Here is an 18787-nt window from a genome sequence, read left to right as displayed (position 1 = left end):
TTGATCGATACCATCAAATTTAACGGGGATTTCCGCCAAGCCGGAACATCCGCTTCACGAAAGGCAGACGCGCGGCGAAACAATCCGCAAATGTTACTGGCCTACCTGCCCTCGGGCATGCATTCTAGCGACACCCGATCGACAAAGATCGAAAACAATAACGAAAAACGGCGAAAAGCCATCAAACATAAGGGAACAGGGGAATGAGCGATTACAAGAACTACCTCGCCAATCAGGTCATGCTGGGCAAGATGAACCGCCGCGAATTCATGGGCCGCACGCTCGCCGCCGGCGTGGCGCTGTCCAGCGCCGGCACGCTGTTTGCCACCAGCGCCTCGGCGCAGGAGCCCAAGAAGGGCGGGCATCTGAAGCTCGGCCTCGAAGGCGGCTCGGCCACCGACGCGCTCGATCCGGCAAAGGCGCTGTCGCAGGTGCTCTTCGTCGTCGGCCGCAACTGGGGCGACATGCTGGTCGAATCCGACCCGCTGACCGGCGCCGCCGTTCCGGCGCTGGCCGAAAGCTGGGAACCCTCGCCGGATGCCGCCGTCTGGACCTTCAAGATCCGCAAGGGCGTGCAGTTCCATGACGGCAAGGAACTGACCATCGACGACGTCGTCAAGACCCTGCAGCGCCACACCGACGAGAAGTCCGAATCCGGCGCGCTCGGCGTGATGAAGTCGATCAAGACGATCGAGGAAAAGGGCGGCGATCTCGTCCTGACGTTGACCGAAGGCAATGCCGACTTGCCGCTGCTTCTGACCGACTACCACCTGATCATCCAGCCGGGCGGTGGCTACGACAATCCGAATGCCGCCATCGGCACCGGCCCCTACAAGCTGACCAGCTTCGAAGCCGGCGTCCGCGCCACCTTCGAAAAGAACCCGAACGACTGGAACCCGAACCGCGGCTATGTCGACAGCGTTGAAATCATCAATATGAACGACGCCACCGCCCGCATTGCAGCGCTCTCCTCCGGTCAGGTCCATTACATCAACCGCGTCGATCCGAAGACCGTGTCGCTTCTGAAGCGCGCGCCGACCGTCGAGATCCTCTCGACCTCCGGCCGTGGCCACTACGTCTTCATCATGCATTGCAACACCGCGCCGTTCGACAATAATGACCTGCGCATGGCGTTGAAATATTCGATGGACCGCGAGAACATGGTGCAGACCATCCTCGGCGGTTACGGCAAGGTTGGCAACGACTTCCCGATCAACTCGACCTACGCCCTCTTCCCGGAAGGCATCGAGCAGCGCGCCTACGATCCCGACAAGGCGGCCTTCCACTACAAGAAGTCCGGCCATAGCGGCCCGGTTCTTTTGCGCACGTCCGACGTTGCCTTCCCGGGTGCGGTCGACGCGGCGGTTCTCTATCAGGAAAGCGCCAAGAAGGCCGGCATCGAAATCGAAGTGAAGCGCGAACCGGGCGACGGCTATTGGTCGAACGTCTGGAACGTCCAGCCCTTCTCGACATCCTACTGGGGCGGTCGCCCGACCCAGGACCAGATGTATTCGACGGCTTACCTCTCGACGGCGGACTGGAACGACACGCGCTTCCTGCGTCCCGACTTTGACAAGGTCCTTCTCGAAGCCCGCTCTGAACTCGACGAAGCCAAGCGCAAGGACATGTATCGCTCGATGGCCATGATGGTCCGCGACGAAGGCGGCCTGATCCTGCCGATGTTCAACGACTTCGTGAACGCCTCCACCAAGCAGGTGAAGGGCTATGTCCACGATATCGGCAACGACATGTCGAACGGCTACGTCGCGACCCGCGTCTGGCTCGACGCCTGATGGCCGCGCTCGGACCTGACACGGGTCCGGCGCTGACAACGGGTACGGTTGCGGGAGGCGAAGGCCTCCCGCAGACCGCAACCCTATCCGGCACGACGACCTTGCCCGCTGGCGGCAAGGTGACCGGTACATTCTGGCGCCGTTTCACCCTGCGCCGTCCCCTGGCGGCCCTCATCATCCAGCGCCTCGGTCTGAGCGTTGGTCTCCTCTTTGCCGTGTCGCTGATGATCTTCGGCGGTGTGGAAGCCCTGCCCGGCGACTTCGCCACGACCTATCTCGGTCAATCGGCAACACCACAGGCGGTGGAAAACATTCGCAAGGATCTCGGCCTCGACCGGCCGCTCGCCGAACGCTACGTCACCTGGCTCAGTGGTGCCGTGAAGGGTGACTTCGGCAAATCCTGGGCCAGCAAGAATTCGGTCAGCGAGCAGATCGGCAAACGGCTTGGAAACTCCCTGTTCCTCGCCTTCTTCGCAGCGATCGTTTCCGTTCCGCTGGCGGTGGGGCTCGGCATGCTTGCCGTGCAATATCGAAATCGATTGCCGGACAAGATCATCAATGTCGTGTCGCTCGCGGCCATCTCGCTGCCGGAATTCTTCGTCGGCTATCTGCTGATCCTGTTCTTCGCGGTGCAGATGGGCGTCGCGACCTTCCCGGCCACGGTCTATGACAGCATGGGCTTCGGCGAACGGCTTTCGGCGATCGCACTGCCGGTGGCAACGCTCGTCCTCGTCGTACTCGCCCACATGATGCGGATGACCCGCGCCGCCATCCTCAACGTCATGTCGTCTGCCTATGTCGAGACGGCAGAACTGAAAGGGCTCGGCGCTTTCCGAATCATCGCGCGGCATGCTGCGCCGAATGCGGTGGCGCCCGTCATCAATGTCATCGCGCTCAACCTCGCTTATCTCGTGGTCGGCGTTGTCGTCGTGGAAGTGGTGTTCGTCTATCCGGGCATGGGCCAGTACATGGTCGATGCGGTCACGGTGCGCGACATGCCGGTGGTGCAGGCCTGCGGCCTGATCTTCGCCGCCTTCTACATCTTCCTCAACATGGCGGCTGATATTCTGGCCATCATCGCCAATCCGAGATTGAGGCATCCACGATGAACCTGCGCTCCATTCCCCTCAGTGCCTGGGTCGGCATCATCGGCATCGCGCTCGCGCTGTTCTGCGCCCTCTTCGCCCCCTTCATCGCCCCCTATGGCGAACGCACGGTCGTCGGCGATATCTGGCTGCCGATGGGTGGCGACTTCCTGCTCGGCACAGACAATCTCGGCCGTGACCTCCTCTCCCGCCTGATCTACGGCGCACGGACGACCATCTTCGTCGCCCTTGCTGCAACGGTCATCTCCTTCTCCCTCGGCATGCTCCTGTCGTTCACGGCAGCGGTCACCGGCGGCTTCATCGATCAGTTGTTCTCGCGCTTCAACGACCTGATGATGGCGATCCCGACGCTGATCTTCGCGCTTGTCGTGCTCGCCGTCCTGCCGCAGCAACTCTGGATCCTGATCCTGGTTATGGCTGTCCTCGACTCGACCCGTGTCTTCCGCATCGGCCGAGCGGTGGCGCTCGACGTTGCGGTGATGGAATTCGTGGAGGCCGCGCGGCTGCGCGGCGAAGGCACGGGTTGGATTATCTTCCGGGAGATCCTGCCCAACACGTTGTCGCCGCTTCTGGCGGAATTCGGGCTGCGCTTCGCCTTTTCCATCCTGTTCCTGTCCACCCTCTCCTTCCTCGGCCTCGGCATCCAGCCGCCGGCCGCCGACTGGGGCGGCATGGTCAAGGACAACAAGGATGGCATCATCTTCGGCATATCGGCAGCCCTTGTTCCCGGCGGAGCGATTGCCGGCCTAGCGATCTGCGTCAACCTCGTCGTCGACTGGCTGATGAAACGGACCTCGAGCCTCAAGGGAGGACGCGGCGATGCCTGAATCCTTGTCCAGGAATGATCTGCTTTCCGTCAAAAACCTGAAGATCGAAGCGACGAGCTATCCACCGGGAGAACCGCCGAAAACGGTGACCTTGGTGGAAAACGTTTCCTTCGACGTGCAGAAGGGCAAGGTGCTCGGCCTGATCGGCGAAAGCGGCGCCGGCAAGTCGACCATCGGCCTCTCTGCGCTGGCCTATGGCCGCGGCGGTGCGAAAATCACCGGCGGTCAGGTCCTGCTCAACGGCAAGGATATCCTGACGCTCGGCCGCGACGGCGTTCGCACAATTCGCGGCTGCAAGGTCTGTTACGTCGCGCAATCAGCCGCCGCCGCCTTCAACCCGGCCCACAAGCTCGGCGAACAGGTGATCGAGGCGGCACTGCGCCACAAGATCATGAGCCGCGAAGAGGCGGAAAAACGCGCCCTCTACCTGTTCAAGGTGTTGGGGCTGCCCAACCCGGACACGTTCGGCCAGCGTTATCCGCACCAGGTTTCCGGCGGACAGTTGCAGCGTGCCATGACGGCCATGGCGCTTTGCCCCAACCCGGAACTGATCGTCTTCGACGAGCCGACGACAGCGCTTGATGTCACCACTCAAATCGACGTGCTTGCCGCGATCAAGCATGCGATCGAGGAAACGCACACCGCCGCCCTCTACATCACCCATGACCTCGCCGTCGTCGCCCAGATTTCCGACGACATCATGGTCTTGCGCCATGGCAAGACGATCGAATACGGAACGACAAAACAGATCATCGAGGCGCCTCGGGAGGATTACACCCGTGCGCTCGTCAGCGTTCGCCAGACCAAGCGCGAGGAAGCCAAGGACCAGAGCGACACGCTCTTGAAGATCGATCATGTCAGCGCCGGTTACGCCAACGGCTTCAAGGTGCTGCACGACGTTTCCATGCATCTGCCGAAGGGGCAGACGCTGGCGATCGTCGGCGAAAGTGGCTCCGGCAAATCGACGCTCGCCCGCGTCATCACCGGCCTATTGCCGCCATCCGAAGGCACGATCACCTTCGATGGCAAGGAATTGCCGAAGGCATTGAGCGCTCGCAACAAGGATCAGTTGCGCCGCGTGCAGATGATCTACCAGATGGCGGATACGGCGATGAACCCGCGCCAGACGGTGCGCGACATCATCGGCCGACCGATCACCTTCTACTATGGTGTGCACGGCGCGAAGAAGACGGAACGGGTGAAGCAACTGCTCGACCAGATCGAGCTTGGCGACCGTTTCCTCGATCGTTATCCGGCGGAACTGTCGGGCGGCCAGAAGCAGCGCGTCGCGATCGCCCGGGCGCTGGCCGCCAAGCCGGAACTGATCCTCTGCGATGAGCCGACATCGGCACTCGACCCGCTGGTGGCCGAAGGCATCCTGAATCTGCTTCTGAAGCTTCAGGAGGAAACCGCTGTTTCCTATGTCTTTATCACCCACGACATCGCCATCGTCCGGGCAATTGCCGATAGCGTCGCGGTCATGCATCGCGGCAAGCTGGTGCGCTTCGGACCGAAGTCCAAAGTCCTATCGCCGCCGTTCGACGATTATACCGACCTGCTCCTCAAATCGGTTCCGGAAATGGAACTCGGCTGGCTGGAAAAGGTGCTGACGACCCGGCGCATGGAAAGTGCAGGGAATTGACGATGGCGCTCCGAACGCCCAGTATGACTATTGTGGTCATATCATGGAGATGTCGATGAACGAGATTCAGTTGAAGGATGCCAAGGCAAAGCTGTCGGCGGTAATCGACGACGCAATCAACGGCAACGGCGCGATCATCACCCGCCACGGGCGCAAGGCAGCGGTTGTTATCTCTTTCCAGGAGTTCGAGCGGCTGTCACGCGCCGTGCCGAGTTTTGGATGGTTGCTAGCAAATTCTCCTCTGGAGGAAGGTGATCTGCCGGAACGCAATCCCGCGCGCGCACTGCGCGACCCGCAATTCTGATGTATCTGTTGGATACCAACATCGTCGCGACGTTGCTGCTCGGTAAAAATCCGTCGGATCAGGAGATCAGGATTCGCGATTGGCTCGTGCAACAATCGGACGGCTTATATCTATGCACAATTTCGGTCGCGGAGATCGAGGCCGGCATCGCAAAAGCACAGAGACAAGGTGCATCGAAAAAAGCGGAAGACCTATCGCACTGGTTGGATACCGTGTTGGATGCCTATGCCGACCGCATATTGCCGCTGGATATGGGCTCGGCGCGTCTCACCGGCAAATTGCTCGATAAAGCATATGGTGTAGGTGGCATGCCTGATTTTGAGGACGCTGCCATCGCTGCGATCGCACACTCAAGGCATTTGCAGGTGCTGACGCGGAACGTCCGGCATTTCGAACTCTTCGGAGTGCCGTTCATCAATCCCTATGAGTATCTGCCATGAATATGTTAGTCAGACTTTTCCGTGCATGCGACATCGCCCGTTCGCTGGGCCGCCTCGCCTTCCACCATGACGGACGATTCCCCCTTGGCGATGCAGTCACCTTTCGCAGCCGAGCCGGATCGAAAATGAACGATCGGCTGGCCTTCGATGAAAATGCTCGGGACGATCTCGTAGAGTTCCGGCGGGCAGTTGACGACATCGGACAGGCGCAGCGCCGGCTGTCCACCGATCATCACGCTGGTGGCGCCCGAGAGCGCGCAGGCCGGCAAGGGCTGGGCATCCTGCGCGAACACCGGATAGGCGCAACAGGCCGAAATCCAAAGGCTGGCGGACACACTTCTCGCTGACATCATCATCCTCCCGCATTTGCGGCTTAAGGGCCGGTTGCGCGAACAGCATGCAGAAAAGTACAGGACATGACCACAGGCAATTTCACCGTCATCGAAAACGAATGGATCATTCTCAAGGATGGAACGCGGCTCGCCGCCCGCATCTGGATGCCGGAGGGAGCGGTCACCAATCCCGTGCCAACGGTGTTCGAATACCTCCCCTATCGGAAGGGTGACGGCACCAGTCCGCGCGACGAATCCACCTATCCGGTCTTTGCCGCAGCCGGCATCGCCGGCGTTCGGGTCGATATCCGCGGCTGCGGCGAATCCGACGGCGTTATCGACGGCGAATATACGCCGCGGGAACTTGCCGACGGCTGCGAACTCGTCGCCTGGATCGCGGCGCAGCCCTGGTCGAACGGCAATGTCGGCATGATGGGCATTTCCTGGGGCGGCTTCAACTGCCTGCAGGTCGCGGCCCTGAAACCACCTGCGCTGAAAGCGGTGATCTCGATCGCCTCCACCGTCGACCGTTACAATGACGACATCCATTACAAGAACGGCACGCATCTGTCCGCCCAACTCTCTTGGGCGGCGACCATGCTCGCCTACTCATCACGCTCGCCCGACCCGGCACTTGTCGGCGACCGGTGGAAGGAGATGTGGCTGGAACGTCTCGAAAACGAGCCCTTCTTCATGGAGGAATGGCTGGAGCACCAACGTCGTGACGCTTTCTGGAAACACGGATCGATCTGCGAGGATTTCGACGGATTTCCGGTTCCGGCCATGGTCATTGCCGGCTGGGCCGACGGCTATCGCAACACGCCGATGAAGGCTGCCGAAGGCCTGGGCGGCAGGGTGAAGGCGCTGATTGGCCCCTGGGTGCACAAATATCCGCATTTCGCCTGGCCGAAGCCGCGCACGGATTTTCACGGCGAGGCCATCGCCTGGTGGAACCATTGGCTGCGCGACGAGGATACCGGCGTCGAGGCGCTGCCGCAGATGCGCGCCTTTATTCTCGATGGCCCGAAGCCTGCCCTTCGCCGCAATGTCGAGTCCGGTTTCTGGGTTGCCAAAGATGCCTGGACCGCGCCGGACATGCAGTGTTTCTATATCGACCAGTTCGGCAGCCTCAATGATGGCATGCCGATCGCCGGCGCACATGATCACAATGCCATCCTGAAATCACCGCTCGATACCGGCACCGCATCCGGCGAGTGGTTCACGCTGAAGCCGGATGCGGAAATGGCGGGCGACCAGCGCATCGATGATGCCGGTTCGCTAACGTTTCAAACGGCGCCGCTCACTGAAGCCGTCGATTATCTCGGCCAGCCGATCCTGACGGTGGAACTTGCCTGCGATGCCGATTGGGCCAATCTCGTGGCGCGACTGGTCGATGTCCATCCCGACGGCACGGCGACGCGCGTCACCTTCGGCGTCCTCAACCTCGCCCATCGCGACGGCAATGCCGAGCCGAAGCCGCTGGTGAAGGGTGAAAAGACGCAGATTCAGCTGGTGCTCGATGCCTGCGGCTATCGTTTCGGCGCTGGTCACCGCATCCGGCTGTCGCTCTCGACCGCCTATTGGCCGATGGTCCTGCCGGCACCGTTCGATCCCGAACTGACGCTCGATCTGGCCTCGCTCGGCCTTGCCATGCCGAGGCTCGGAGACCACCGCATCATCACCCTGCCAGAACCGGCCAATTCCGATCCGCTACCGAAATATATCGAGCATGAGGCAGGCAAGACCAGCCGCCGTGTCGAGCGCGACCTGACCACGGGCAAGACCCACTACCACATCTATGAGGATGGCGGCCTGTCCGAACATCCGGACACCGGATTTGCCACGCGCGACATCCGCGACGAAACTTGGACGATCGCGGAGCACGATCCCTTGTCGATGACCGGCGTCTCCACATGGACCTGCATTGCCCGGCGCGAGGGCTGGTCGGTGAAGACGGTCTCCGTCTCGCGCATCGCCTGCACGGCGACGGAATGGCTGACCTCGGCATCCGTCACCGCCTTCGAGGATGACGAGCAAGTTTTCGAAAAGACGTTCGAAAAGCGGGTCCCCCGCGACTTCATGTAAGTTGCTCAGACGGGCACGGCGTCCTTCAAGGCAAGCAGTGCCCGTTCCGCATCTTCAGCCGGCACGAAGATGTGGTCGTGGTAATAGGCCGCGACCACATTGGCGCTGATGCCGTGCCGCGTCAGCGCGGCGGAGACCGCCGCCGTCAGTCCCACCGCCTCCAGTGCCGAATGCACCGTCAGCGTGATGCAGCGCAGGACCGGGCCATAGGCAAGTCCGGCCGCGTCGGCCGTCGTCCGCTCCAAGATCAGCGTCAGCCCCTCGTCCTCACGGAAAAAACCCAGCGGCGAAAGCGCCAGGGAGGCTGCCGGGTCATCGTTCCCGGCCAGGCAATAGACATATTCCCCCGGCCGCAAGGCGGGCTGCATCTGCCGCAGCAGGGTCGCGAGATCGGTAATGCCTGTCATCCTCCTCCTCCATCACTACCTCGGACACGCCATCATCACGCTCGCGTGCACCCGGTCTGCCAATCTCTCACTTTGGCGTGACGCACATATTTGCGATTTGACCGGCGCAGCCACTTTGACCACAGTTCGCTCATAAAGCATGGGCGAATGTCGCTGCAATGCTGCTGATTTGCAAAGCCTGCGCATGGTTCATATCTCAAGCGCAGACCGTTCCGAAGGAGGAAATGCCATGTCCGCATTCTCGACAAATCGATCACAGGCAAAGCGACGCGTCGGTCTCGGCCTGATCGGCGCAACGGCGCTCGCCGTCATCACGTTCGCCATGTCCTCAACTTTCAGCAACGCCGCCGAAGAAGCGGTCGTCATTCCACCACCGGCGATCGATGAAGCGGCAACAGCGACCACCGAAAAAGCGGTCTTCGCCGGCGGCTGCTTCTGGGGCGTGCAGGGCGTGTTCCAGCATGTGAAGGGCGTCAAGAACGCCGTCTCCGGTTATTCCGGCGGCACCAAGGATACGGCTGTCTACGAGACCGTCAGCAGTGGCGATACCAACCACGCGGAGGCCGTCGAGGTCACCTACAATCCGAAAATGGTCACCTATGGCCAGTTGTTGCAGATCTATTTTTCCGTCGCCCACAATCCGACCCAGTTGAACTACCAGGGACCGGATCATGGCACGCAGTACCGCTCGGAAGTTTTCGCGACCAGCGACGAGCAGAAAAAGATCGCGCAAAGCTACATTGCCCAGCTCGACAAGGCGAAGGTCTATGGCGACCCCGTCGTGACGAAAGTCTCTGATATCACCGAATTCTACCCGGCCGAGGATTATCATCAGGATTTCCTGACGCTCAACCCGACCTACCCCTACATCGTCTACAACGACATGCCGAAGATCGAGAACCTGAAGGCGATCTTTCCGACGAAGTTCAGCGCGGAACCGGTTCTCGTTATGAAAGCTAAGGGCTGATCAGAGCGTTCCGGCCAGCGCGCTGACGCCCCGGCAGAGCTGTGAGAAACCTTCGCGCGCGCCCTCGCTCATGTGACGGGCGCGCAGCCATGCATGGATCATCTGCGGCTCGTCGCGATAGGTGACGTTGACACCATCGGCGATCAACCGCTGCGCATAGTCTGCCGCATCATCCCGCAGCGGATCGAAATGCGCCGATGTAATGTAGGCCGGCGGCAAGCCGGAAAAATCATCCGCCTTCAACGGATGCGCGAAGGCATTGTCGGATGGCGCTTTCAGCACCTCGCGATAATAGGCAACGTCCGCCGTCGAAAGTCCTGGAGCTTCAGCCATTTCCGCATAGGAACCGGATTTCAGATCACCGCCAAGACCCGGATAGATCAAGACCTGCCCGACGACGCTCCTAAGCCCTGCCGCCCGCGCCTTCAACACCATGCCCGCCGCCAGGTTGCCGCCGGCACTGTCACCCGCAACGATCAGCGGTCGTCCATCGGCGAGAAGCGATTGCAGAACTTCGAAACAATCATCGAACGCCGCCGGCCAGACATGCTCCGGCGCCAGCCGATAGTCGACGGAGACGAGTTCGACCCTTGCCGCGTGGGCAAGCTCGGCGCAGATCGCATCATGGCTTTCAAGCGACCCGACGACAAAGCCACCGCCGTGAATGTAGAAAACCCGTGTCTGCGTGGCGATCTCGGCTGGCCGGTAACGGCGCACCGGAATACGGCCGTCGACACGCTCATCCTGCCGCGTCAGCCCCGCCGGCGACGGCGCATCGAACTCGGCACACAGGGCATTGTACCAGACCCGCTGCTGCGCGATATCGGCGTCAACCGCGTCTGCGGGATAGAAATCCTCGCAGCGCTTGTGGAAGGCAAGGATGCCGGGTTCGGTGGGGGTGGGACGATGGTCGCTCATGGATAAGTCTCGATTCTGATTCCTTACTTTAGCCGGAAGCCAGCTTCCCTTCTGTCTTCAATCCGACATTATCGACACGCGCATCGAGTATGACAATGTCATTCTGCCGTGCTATTCTTCTTGAGAAGGAGCACGCGATGCGCAGCAGCAAGCCAATCACCGTCACGCTCGGCCCGCAACAGGCGTCCCTTGACGTACGTCTGCAATCCGGCGCCTATGCTTCGGCAAGCGAGGTGATGCGTGCCGGCCTGCGCGCGCTCGATCGCGAAGAAGCGGCGCTGGACGAGATCATGCGGCTGAAGATTCGTGAAGCCATCGCCGATCCCCGGCCCGACATCCCTGCCAGTGACGTATTCGAGCGCCTGCGTGCCCGCCATGCGGATGCGGGGAAAGCTCACAAGTGACACACAAGATCGTCTTTCGCCCCACGGCGGAAGCCGATCTGATCGCACTCTACGAGTATATTGCCAAAAATAGCGGGCACGCCCGGGCCGGCGCTTATATTAGCCGCATCGAAGCAGCCTGCATGACACTCGCGGATTTTCCCTTGCGTAGACAATCGCGTGACGATCTCTATCCCGGTATCCGCCTGATCGGCTTTGAACGCCGGGTATCCATCGCCTTTTCAGTCGAGGGCGAGTTTGTGCGAATTCTGCGCATCTTTTACGGTGGTCGTGATTTTCCCGATACATGGCCGGAAGACTGAAACCACTCAGGAGCGGGAGCTTCTCCGACCCACCGGCTTGCCATCCCCCCCACCCGCCGTGTTAGCTAAACCATGGCCTTCACCCTCCGTCAGCTCCAGTATTTCATCGCCGTCGCCGAACAGGGCAGCGTCACCCGGGCGGCGCAGAACCTGTCGATCTCGCAGTCCTCGATCACCGAGGCGGTCAAGGAACTGGAGAGCGATCTCGGCGTCGAGCTGTTCGAGCGCCATCCGCGCGGGCTGCACATCACCCATAACGGCCATCAGTTCCTGCGCCATGCGACCAAAATCCTCGCCGGCGTGTCCGATGCCCGGAGGGCATTTTCGCAGGAGCGGGAGGAGCGCACCGGCGGCAAGCTCAATCTCGGGGTGACCTCGCTGGTCGCCGGCTACGTACTCTCCGACCTGCTCGCGCGTTATCGCCGCGCCTGCCCCGGCGTCGAGGTTAGCGCCATCGAGGACAACGGCTCCTATCTCGAACATCTGCTGGTCGGTGGCGAACTCGACGTCGCCGTCATGGTTATTTCCAACCTGCGCGACCGCATGGCGCTGCAGGCGGAAATCATCGAGACCTCGCCTTACCGCCTCTGGCTGCCGCTCGGCCATCCGCTGGTCTCGGCCGATATCATCTCGGTTGCCGATATCGCCAGGGAGCCGTTGATCATGCTGACGGTGGATGAAATCGAGGAAAATACCGGCAAGCTGCTGACCGCGCTGGGCGCCCGCCCGCATGTCGCCTTCCGCACCCGCTCGGTCGAAGCGGTTCGCAGCCTCGTCGCCACCGGCGCCGGCATCGCGCTGCTGCCCGATCTCGTCTATCGACCATGGTCTCTGGAAGGCGACCGCATCGAAAGCCGCGACGTCTCCGGCGCCCTGCCCGTCGTTCAGGTCGGCATGGTCTGGCGCAAAGGCTCCGGCCTGCCGCAATCGGCGAAGGATTTTATCGGTGTTGCGGAAGCATTGAGGAGCGGACGCGCGAGACAGTAGGCATGAAGATAAGAGTCGGCAGATACTTGATATATGGGCTTTTAGACCCCCGAAACGCATGTCTATTTTACGTAGGAAAGACACATAAACGCAGAGAAATCAGACTTGCAGAGCACATCTGTCAATCCCGTGAAGGTAGTATTCGAAAGGTCCATCGGAGAATAGCTGAGATCCTCGAAAGTGGATCTACACCTCAAATATTCGTACTTGAGAAAGTTCCTCCGAATTCCAGTTGGAAAGTAGCCGAAACGCACTGGATTGGCTTTTGGCGCAACTCTCGAAATTACCACCTCCCTTACATTCGGACGCCTCAAACTGTAAAAAGCAAACTGATAGTTATCTTAGAGGTAGACCTTCTAAATATCCGAGACGGCGGGTGATATCGGAAAAACAGATATCGCCGTTCTGAATATTGAATTTGCGAAAGCGGCAAAATCGCGGCACCTTCTTACCGGGAACAAGACCGAAAAATTCGGACACCAAACGGGAGACTGACGATGAAGCAGATTCTGAAATCCTGCACCGCGCTTACCCTTTCGCTCGCTTTCGCCACCCACGCCTTCGCCCAGGAACCGCTGAAGGAACTCGGCAAGGGTGAAGGCGAATTGTCGATCGTCGCCTGGGCCGGCTATATCGAGCGTGGCGAGACGGACAAGGCCTATGACTGGGTCACCGGCTTCGAAAAGGACACGGGCTGCAAGGTCAGCGTCAAGACCGCCGCCACGTCCGATGAAATGGTCGCGCTGATGAACGAAGGCGGCTTCGACCTCGTGACCGCGTCCGGTGACGCCTCGCTGCGCCTCGTTGCCGGCAAGCGCGTCCAGCCGATCAACACCGCTCTCATTCCAAGCTGGTCGACCATCGACGAGCGCCTGCAGAATGCCAAATGGCATACGGTCAACGGCACCCATTACGGCACACCCTATGTCTGGGGTCCGAACGTCCTGATGTACAATACCGAGGCTTTCAAGGGCGAGGCGCCGAAGAGCTGGAAGGTCGTGTTCGAGGAAATGAACCTGCCGGACGGCAAGTCCAACAAGGGCCGCGTCCAGGCCTATGACGGCCCGATCCATGTGGCCGACGCCGCCAATTATCTGATGTTCCACAAGCCGGAACTCGGCATCAAGGATCCCTTCGAGCTTAATGAAGACCAGTACAAGGCCGCTCTCGATGTGCTGCGTGTCCAGCGCACGCTTGCCAGCCGCTATTGGCACGACGCGATGATCCAGATCGACGACTTCAAGAACGAAGGCGTCGTCGCCTCCGGCTCCTGGCCCTTCCAGGTCAACCTGCTGAAGGCTGAAAAGCAGCCGATCGCCTCGGTCTTCCCGGAAGAAGGCGCGACCGGCTGGGCCGACACGACCATGCTGCATGCGGAAAGCGAGCACCCCAACTGCGCCTATATGTGGATGGAACACACGCTGTCGCCCAAGGTTCAGGGCGATGTCTCCGCCTGGTTCGGCACCGTTCCCTCGGTCCCGGCCGCCTGCAAGGGCAATGAATTGCTGACCGACGAAGGCTGCGCCAACAACGGCTACAACGACTTCGACAAGATCAAGTTCTGGAAGACGCCGGTGTCCAAATGCGAAAGCCAGGGCGAATGCGTGCCCTACCACCGCTGGGTCTCCGACTATATCGGCGTCATCGGCGGGCGGTGATTTCTGATTTGATCTCCCCCCTTGTGGGGGAGATGTCAGCTTTGCTGACAGAGGGGGGTCACCAGCCCCGACCTCGAAACACCCCCCTCTGTCCCTCCGGGACATCTCCCCCACAAGGGGGGAGATTACAACTACCTCCTTCGCTTCCTCAAAAGGGAAACGATGTCGCATGCCTACGGAGTCCCCATGACCACCGCCGTCCTCTTTCAAAACGTCTCCCGCCATTTCGGCGCGGTGAAAGCCGTCGACGCGGTCGATCTTGAAGTCGCAGCTGGCGAGTTCTTCGCCATGCTCGGCCCATCCGGTTCCGGCAAGACCACCTGCCTCAGGCTGATGGCCGGTTTCGAGCAGCCGACCCAAGGCCATATCGAGATTTTCGGCGACACCGCAGAGGGCGTTCCGCCCTATCGCCGCAGCGTCAATACCGTGTTCCAGGACTATGCCCTCTTCCCGCATCTCTCCATTCTCGACAATGTCGCCTATGGCCTGATGGTCAAGGGTGTCGGCAAGGAAGAACGCCGCAGGGCGGCCGAGGATACGCTTGCCATGGTCAAGCTGCCGGGCTACGGCCAGCGCCGGCCGGGCCAGTTGTCCGGTGGCCAGCGCCAGCGTGTCGCCCTTGCCCGCGCGCTGGTCAACAAGCCCAAGGTTCTACTGCTTGACGAACCGCTCGGCGCGCTGGATTTGAAGCTGCGCGAGCAGATGCAGGAAGAACTGAAGAGCCTGCAGAAGTCTCTCGGCATCACCTTCGTCTTCGTCACCCACGATCAAGGCGAGGCCCTCTCCATGGCCGACCGGATCGCCGTCTTCAACGATGGCAAGATCCAGCAGCTTGGCAGCCCGGAAGATATCTACAAGCGGCCGCAAACCCGCTTCGTCGCCGATTTCGTGGGTTCGTCCAATGTCCTGTCTGGCGCGCTCTGCGGCAGGCTCGGCATTCCCGCGAAAGCCGCGAGCCTGAGACCCGAGGCCATCGTCATCGGCGCCTCCTCGGCGGATCAGCTCAGCCTCTCCGGCAAGGTGACGGCGCGCAGCTTCATCGGCGCGGTCAATCGCGTCACCGTCGATTGCGACGGCGAGAAGATCATCGTCGCCAACCCGGCCGCCCTGCCCGTTCCCGACACCGGCGCCAACGTCACGCTCGCTTTTTCGCGCGACGACCTTCACCTGATGGAGGACGCATGAGCGCGCTGGCAAATCAGGCAACAATCCTGCCGAACCGACCAGGCCTTAGCGGACGGATCTCGGATTTTCTCTGGAAACATCCGCATATCCTTCTGCTCATCCTGCTCGGCCCGCCCGTCCTCTGGCTCGGCATCATCTATCTCGGCTCGCTCCTCGCGCTTCTGCTGCAGAGCTTCTTCTCGATCGACGACTTCTCTGGCCTGATCAATTACGAGTTCACGCTCGCGACCTACAAACAACTGCTGTCGGACGCCAATTTCGACATCATCGTCCGCACGGTCGCGATGGCGGCGGTCGTCACGCTGTTTTCGGCGCTGATCGCCTTCCCGATTGCCTATTACGCGGCGCGCTACGCCAAGGGCAAATGGAAGGCCGTGTTCTATCTCGGTGTCATGCTGCCGCTCTGGTCGAGCTATCTCGTCAAGATTTATGCCTGGAAGCTGATCCTTGCCAAGGAAGGCATTCTGACCTGGGCCTTCGAAAAGCTGCATCTCCTGTGGCTGCTGGACGGTTGGCTGTCGTTGCCGATCATCGGCGGCAATTCGCTCTCGGTGAGTTACACCGGCACATTCCTCGTCTTCGTCTATGTCTGGATGCCGTTCATGATCCTGCCAATCCAGGCCGCACTCGAGCGCGTGCCCGGCAATCTGATCGAGGCATCGTCGGACCTTGGCGGCAATCCCAGCCAAACCTTCCGACACGTGCTTTTTCCGCTGGCGCTGCCCGGCATCGTCGCCGGCTCGATCTTCACCTTCTCGCTGACTTTGGGCGACTATATCATTCCGCAGATCGTCGGCTCCTCGCGCCTGTTTATCGGCCAGGCCGTCTATGCGCAGCAGGGCACGGCCGGCAATATCCCGCTCGCCGCCGCCTTCACCGTCGTCCCGATCGTCATCATGGGCCTCTATCTGTGGATGGCCAAACGCATGGGGGCCTTCGATGCGCTCTGACCGCTCCTTATCCGCGCCGCTGCCCCTGAAGATCGCCGCCATCGGCGGGCTTGCCTTCCTGCATATCCCGATCCTCCTGATCTTCCTCTATGCTTTCACTACGGAGGAAAAGAGCTACCAGTTCCCGCCGCCGGGTCTGACGCTGCAATGGTTCGCCGTCACCTGGAACCGGCCGGATGTCTGGGCGGCGCTGGCGCTTTCGGTGAAGGTCGCAACGATCGCCACCGCCATCGCGCTGGTGCTCGGCACGCTCTGTGCCGCCGCCGTCAGCCAGACGCGGTTCTTCGGCCGCGAGACGATCTCGCTGCTGGTGATCCTGCCGATCGCGCTTCCCGGCATCATCACCGGCATCGCGCTGCGCTCCGCCTTCTCGATGGCCGATATCCCCTTTTCCTTCTGGACCATCGTTCTCGGCCACACCACTTTCTGCATCGTCGTCGTCTATAACAACGCGGTGGCCCGCTTCCGCCGCGTTTCCGGTTCGCTGATCGAGGCCTCCATGGATCTCGGCGCCGACGGTTTCCAGACCTTCCGCCACATCATTCTGCCGAATATCGGGACAGCACTTCTGGCCGGCGGCATGCTTGCCTTCGCGCTGTCCTTCGACGAGGTCATCGTCACCACCTTTACCGGCGGCCAGCAATCGACACTGCCGATCTGGATGCTGGAGGAACTGATCCGCCCACGCCAGCGGCCGGTCACCAATGTCGTCGCCATGGTGGTGGTGCTGGTCACCGCCCTGCCGATCCTGGCCGCCTATTACCTCACCCGCGACGGCGACCAGATCGCCGGCGCCGGAAAATGAAGAATGAGCGAATAGGGAGTAGCGTATAGCGAATAAGGGCATGAGCAGTCAGGCGAGCAAACCCCTATTCGCTATTCACCATTCGCTATTCGCCCCATCAAAAAGGGAGAACGAACATGGACACGGAATTGCTGATCGGATCGACATTCGAAGCCGGCACCGAGGCCGAAGAGCTAATCCTCAACCCGCGCACCGGCGGTAAGATCATCGATCTCGCCGAGGCCTCGCAGTCGCAGATCGAGCGCGCCGTGGATGCGGCCGAAAAGGCCTTCGACACGTGGTCGATGACGACACCGGCCGAGCGTTCCGGTTATCTGCTGAGGATCGCCGATGCCATCGAAAAGGATGCCGACGCCTTTGCCGCTCTCGAAGCGCTCAATTGTGGCAAGCCGATCAATGCCGTGCGCAATGACGAACTGCCGGCAATCGTCGACTGCTGGCGTTTCTTCGCCGGCGCCATCCGCTCGTTGCATGCCACCGTCGCCGGCGAATACCTGCCCGGCCACACCTCGATGATCCGCCGCGATCCCATCGGCATCATCGGCTCGATCGCACCTTGGAACTATCCGCTGATGATGATGGCCTGGAAGCTGGCGCCGGCGATTGCCGGCGGCAACACCGTCGTCTTCAAGCCCTCCGAACAGACGCCGCTGACGGCGCTGAAGATGGCCCGGCTGCTCGCTGACATCCTACCTGAAGGCGTCGTCAACATCATCCTCGGCCGCGGCGAAACCGTCGGCAACACGCTGATCAACCATCCGAAGATCGGCATGGTCTCGATCACCGGCGATATCGCCACCGGCAAAAAGGTGCTGCAGGCGGCCGCCAAGACCGTCAAGCGCACGCATCTCGAACTCGGCGGCAAGGCGCCGGTCATCGTCTACGACGACGCCGATATCGACGCCGTCGTCGCCGGCATCCGCACATTCGGCTATTACAATGCCGGCCAGGATTGCACCGCCGCCTGCCGCATCTACGCGCAGGACGGCATCTACGAGAAGCTGGTCGCCGACCTCACCTCGGCCGTCTCGACCATCAAGTACAATCTGGCCGACGACACCGAAAACGAAATCGGCCCGCTGATCTCCAAGCGCCAGCGCGATCGCGTGGCAAGTTTTGTCGAACGTGCCACGGAGCAGAAGCATATTGAGGTCACCACCGGCGGCGCACTCGGCAGTAAGGACGGCTTCTTCTTCCAGCCGACCGTGGTTGCCGGCGCTACCCAGGAAGACGAGATCGTGCGCCGGGAAGTCTTTGGCCCGGTCGTCTCCGTAACCCGTTTTACCGAGAACGACCAGGCGGTCAAATGGGCCAATGACAGCGATTATGGCCTCGCCTCCTCCGTCTGGACCAAGGATATCTCCAAGGCGATGAAAGCGGCGTCCCGCCTGCAATATGGCTGCACCTGGATCAATACGCATTTCATGCTGACCAACGAAATGCCGCATGGCGGCGTCAAGCAATCCGGCTACGGCAAGGACATGTCGATCTATGCGCTGGAGGATTATACCGCCGTGCGCCACGTGATGATCAATCACGGCTGAACACTGAAACTGCCGGCGGCGCTTTGAATCAAAATGCCCGCCGGCAGCTTTAACCCCTTAAAAAGACGCTACTTTCATGGAACTCTGAAGTCCCCTCGCGCGTTCTTTCGGTCGTTGAACCCACGGAGGAT

At 60.9% G+C, this 18787-nt stretch carries 20 protein-coding genes; 17 read left to right on the top strand and 3 right to left on the bottom strand.

Annotated features, from left to right (window positions below; translation table 11 throughout):
- From ACST81_RS10545 to ACST81_RS10515, 7 genes are read left to right on the top strand one after another with little or no spacing between them, the layout of a single operon-like run.
- Positions 1-207 carry a hypothetical protein gene (locus ACST81_RS10545; protein ID WP_438753125.1) on the top strand — a complete coding sequence of 69 codons (207 nt, stop codon included), beginning with the start codon at positions 1-3 and terminating at the stop codon, positions 205-207.
- Entirely contained in the window at positions 204-1793 is a 1590-nt protein-coding gene (locus tag ACST81_RS10540; protein WP_438753123.1) for an ABC transporter substrate-binding protein, read from the top strand. The genes ACST81_RS10545 and ACST81_RS10540 overlap by 4 nt, the downstream gene beginning before the upstream one ends.
- Positions 1778-2902 carry an ABC transporter permease gene (locus tag ACST81_RS10535; RefSeq protein ID WP_438753497.1) on the top strand — a complete coding sequence of 375 codons (1125 nt, stop codon included), beginning with the start codon at positions 1778-1780 and terminating at the stop codon, positions 2900-2902. The genes ACST81_RS10540 and ACST81_RS10535 overlap by 16 nt, the downstream gene beginning before the upstream one ends.
- Complete coding sequence (locus ACST81_RS10530; protein ID WP_438753121.1) at positions 2899-3726, top strand: ABC transporter permease; 828 nt, start codon at positions 2899-2901, stop codon at positions 3724-3726. Before ACST81_RS10535 ends, ACST81_RS10530 begins: the two co-directional genes overlap by 4 nt.
- On the top strand, positions 3719-5368 hold the full coding sequence (locus ACST81_RS10525; RefSeq protein WP_438753118.1) for an ABC transporter ATP-binding protein: 1650 nt from the start codon (positions 3719-3721) through the stop codon (positions 5366-5368). The genes ACST81_RS10530 and ACST81_RS10525 overlap by 8 nt, the downstream gene beginning before the upstream one ends.
- Before the next feature lie 55 nt (positions 5369-5423).
- Entirely contained in the window at positions 5424-5672 is a 249-nt protein-coding gene (locus ACST81_RS10520) for a type II toxin-antitoxin system Phd/YefM family antitoxin (protein ID WP_438753115.1), read from the top strand.
- Positions 5672-6112, top strand: a complete 441-nt coding sequence (locus ACST81_RS10515) for a type II toxin-antitoxin system VapC family toxin (RefSeq protein ID WP_438753112.1) — start codon at positions 5672-5674, stop codon at positions 6110-6112. Before ACST81_RS10520 ends, ACST81_RS10515 begins: the two co-directional genes overlap by 1 nt.
- Before the next feature lie 5 nt (positions 6113-6117).
- Here the strand turns inward: ACST81_RS10515 and ACST81_RS10510 are convergent, their stop codons facing one another.
- Complete coding sequence (locus ACST81_RS10510) at positions 6118-6447, bottom strand: PAAR domain-containing protein (protein WP_438753109.1); 330 nt, start codon at positions 6445-6447, stop codon at positions 6118-6120.
- An 81-nt stretch (positions 6448-6528) separates the two neighbouring features.
- Here ACST81_RS10510 and ACST81_RS10505 point away from each other — a divergent pair, with 81 nt between their 5' ends.
- Positions 6529-8529: a CocE/NonD family hydrolase gene (locus tag ACST81_RS10505; RefSeq protein WP_438753106.1), complete on the top strand. Its 2001-nt coding sequence runs from the start codon at positions 6529-6531 to the stop codon at positions 8527-8529.
- A 5-nt stretch (positions 8530-8534) separates the two neighbouring features.
- Here the strand turns inward: ACST81_RS10505 and ACST81_RS10500 are convergent, their stop codons facing one another.
- Entirely contained in the window at positions 8535-8936 is a 402-nt protein-coding gene (locus ACST81_RS10500) for an ACT domain-containing protein (RefSeq protein WP_438753103.1), read from the bottom strand.
- Positions 8937-9258: 322 nt separating this feature from the next.
- Between ACST81_RS10500 and msrA the strand changes: the two genes are divergently transcribed.
- Positions 9259-9903 (top strand): peptide-methionine (S)-S-oxide reductase MsrA, encoded by a 645-nt coding sequence (gene msrA, locus ACST81_RS10495; RefSeq protein WP_438753494.1) that lies wholly within the window; start codon positions 9259-9261, stop codon positions 9901-9903.
- Here the strand turns inward: msrA and ACST81_RS10490 are convergent, their stop codons facing one another.
- Complete coding sequence (locus ACST81_RS10490) at positions 9904-10821, bottom strand: alpha/beta hydrolase (protein ID WP_438753100.1); 918 nt, start codon at positions 10819-10821, stop codon at positions 9904-9906. It abuts the gene before it with no gap.
- A gap of 137 nt (positions 10822-10958) precedes the next feature.
- Here ACST81_RS10490 and ACST81_RS10485 point away from each other — a divergent pair, with 137 nt between their 5' ends.
- From ACST81_RS10485 to ACST81_RS10450, 8 genes are all read left to right on the top strand, one after another.
- Positions 10959-11225 (top strand): type II toxin-antitoxin system ParD family antitoxin, encoded by a 267-nt coding sequence (locus ACST81_RS10485; protein ID WP_438753097.1) that lies wholly within the window; start codon positions 10959-10961, stop codon positions 11223-11225.
- Positions 11222-11527, top strand: coding sequence for a type II toxin-antitoxin system RelE/ParE family toxin (locus ACST81_RS10480; protein WP_438753094.1), 306 nt, complete (start codon positions 11222-11224; stop codon positions 11525-11527). Before ACST81_RS10485 ends, ACST81_RS10480 begins: the two co-directional genes overlap by 4 nt.
- A 72-nt stretch (positions 11528-11599) precedes the next feature.
- Complete coding sequence (locus tag ACST81_RS10475; protein WP_438753091.1) at positions 11600-12514, top strand: LysR family transcriptional regulator; 915 nt, start codon at positions 11600-11602, stop codon at positions 12512-12514.
- A 497-nt stretch (positions 12515-13011) separates the two neighbouring features.
- Positions 13012-14172: an ABC transporter substrate-binding protein gene (locus ACST81_RS10470; protein ID WP_438753088.1), complete on the top strand. Its 1161-nt coding sequence runs from the start codon at positions 13012-13014 to the stop codon at positions 14170-14172.
- A 186-nt stretch (positions 14173-14358) separates the two neighbouring features.
- Complete coding sequence (locus ACST81_RS10465) at positions 14359-15357, top strand: ABC transporter ATP-binding protein (protein ID WP_438753085.1); 999 nt, start codon at positions 14359-14361, stop codon at positions 15355-15357.
- Entirely contained in the window at positions 15354-16307 is a 954-nt protein-coding gene (locus ACST81_RS10460; protein WP_438753082.1) for an ABC transporter permease, read from the top strand. Before ACST81_RS10465 ends, ACST81_RS10460 begins: the two co-directional genes overlap by 4 nt.
- A complete protein-coding gene (locus ACST81_RS10455; protein WP_438753079.1) occupies positions 16297-17112 on the top strand; it encodes an ABC transporter permease in 816 nt (271 codons plus the stop codon). Before ACST81_RS10460 ends, ACST81_RS10455 begins: the two co-directional genes overlap by 11 nt.
- A 116-nt stretch (positions 17113-17228) precedes the next feature.
- Positions 17229-18656, top strand: a complete 1428-nt coding sequence (locus ACST81_RS10450; RefSeq protein ID WP_438753076.1) for a gamma-aminobutyraldehyde dehydrogenase — start codon at positions 17229-17231, stop codon at positions 18654-18656.
- Positions 18657-18787 lie beyond the last annotated feature (131 nt).

This window comes from Pararhizobium sp. O133 (genome assembly GCF_051669845.1).
Classification (GTDB): Bacteria; Pseudomonadota; Alphaproteobacteria; order Rhizobiales; family Rhizobiaceae; genus Pararhizobium.
This window is presented reverse-complemented; position numbering and strand designations above follow the sequence as displayed.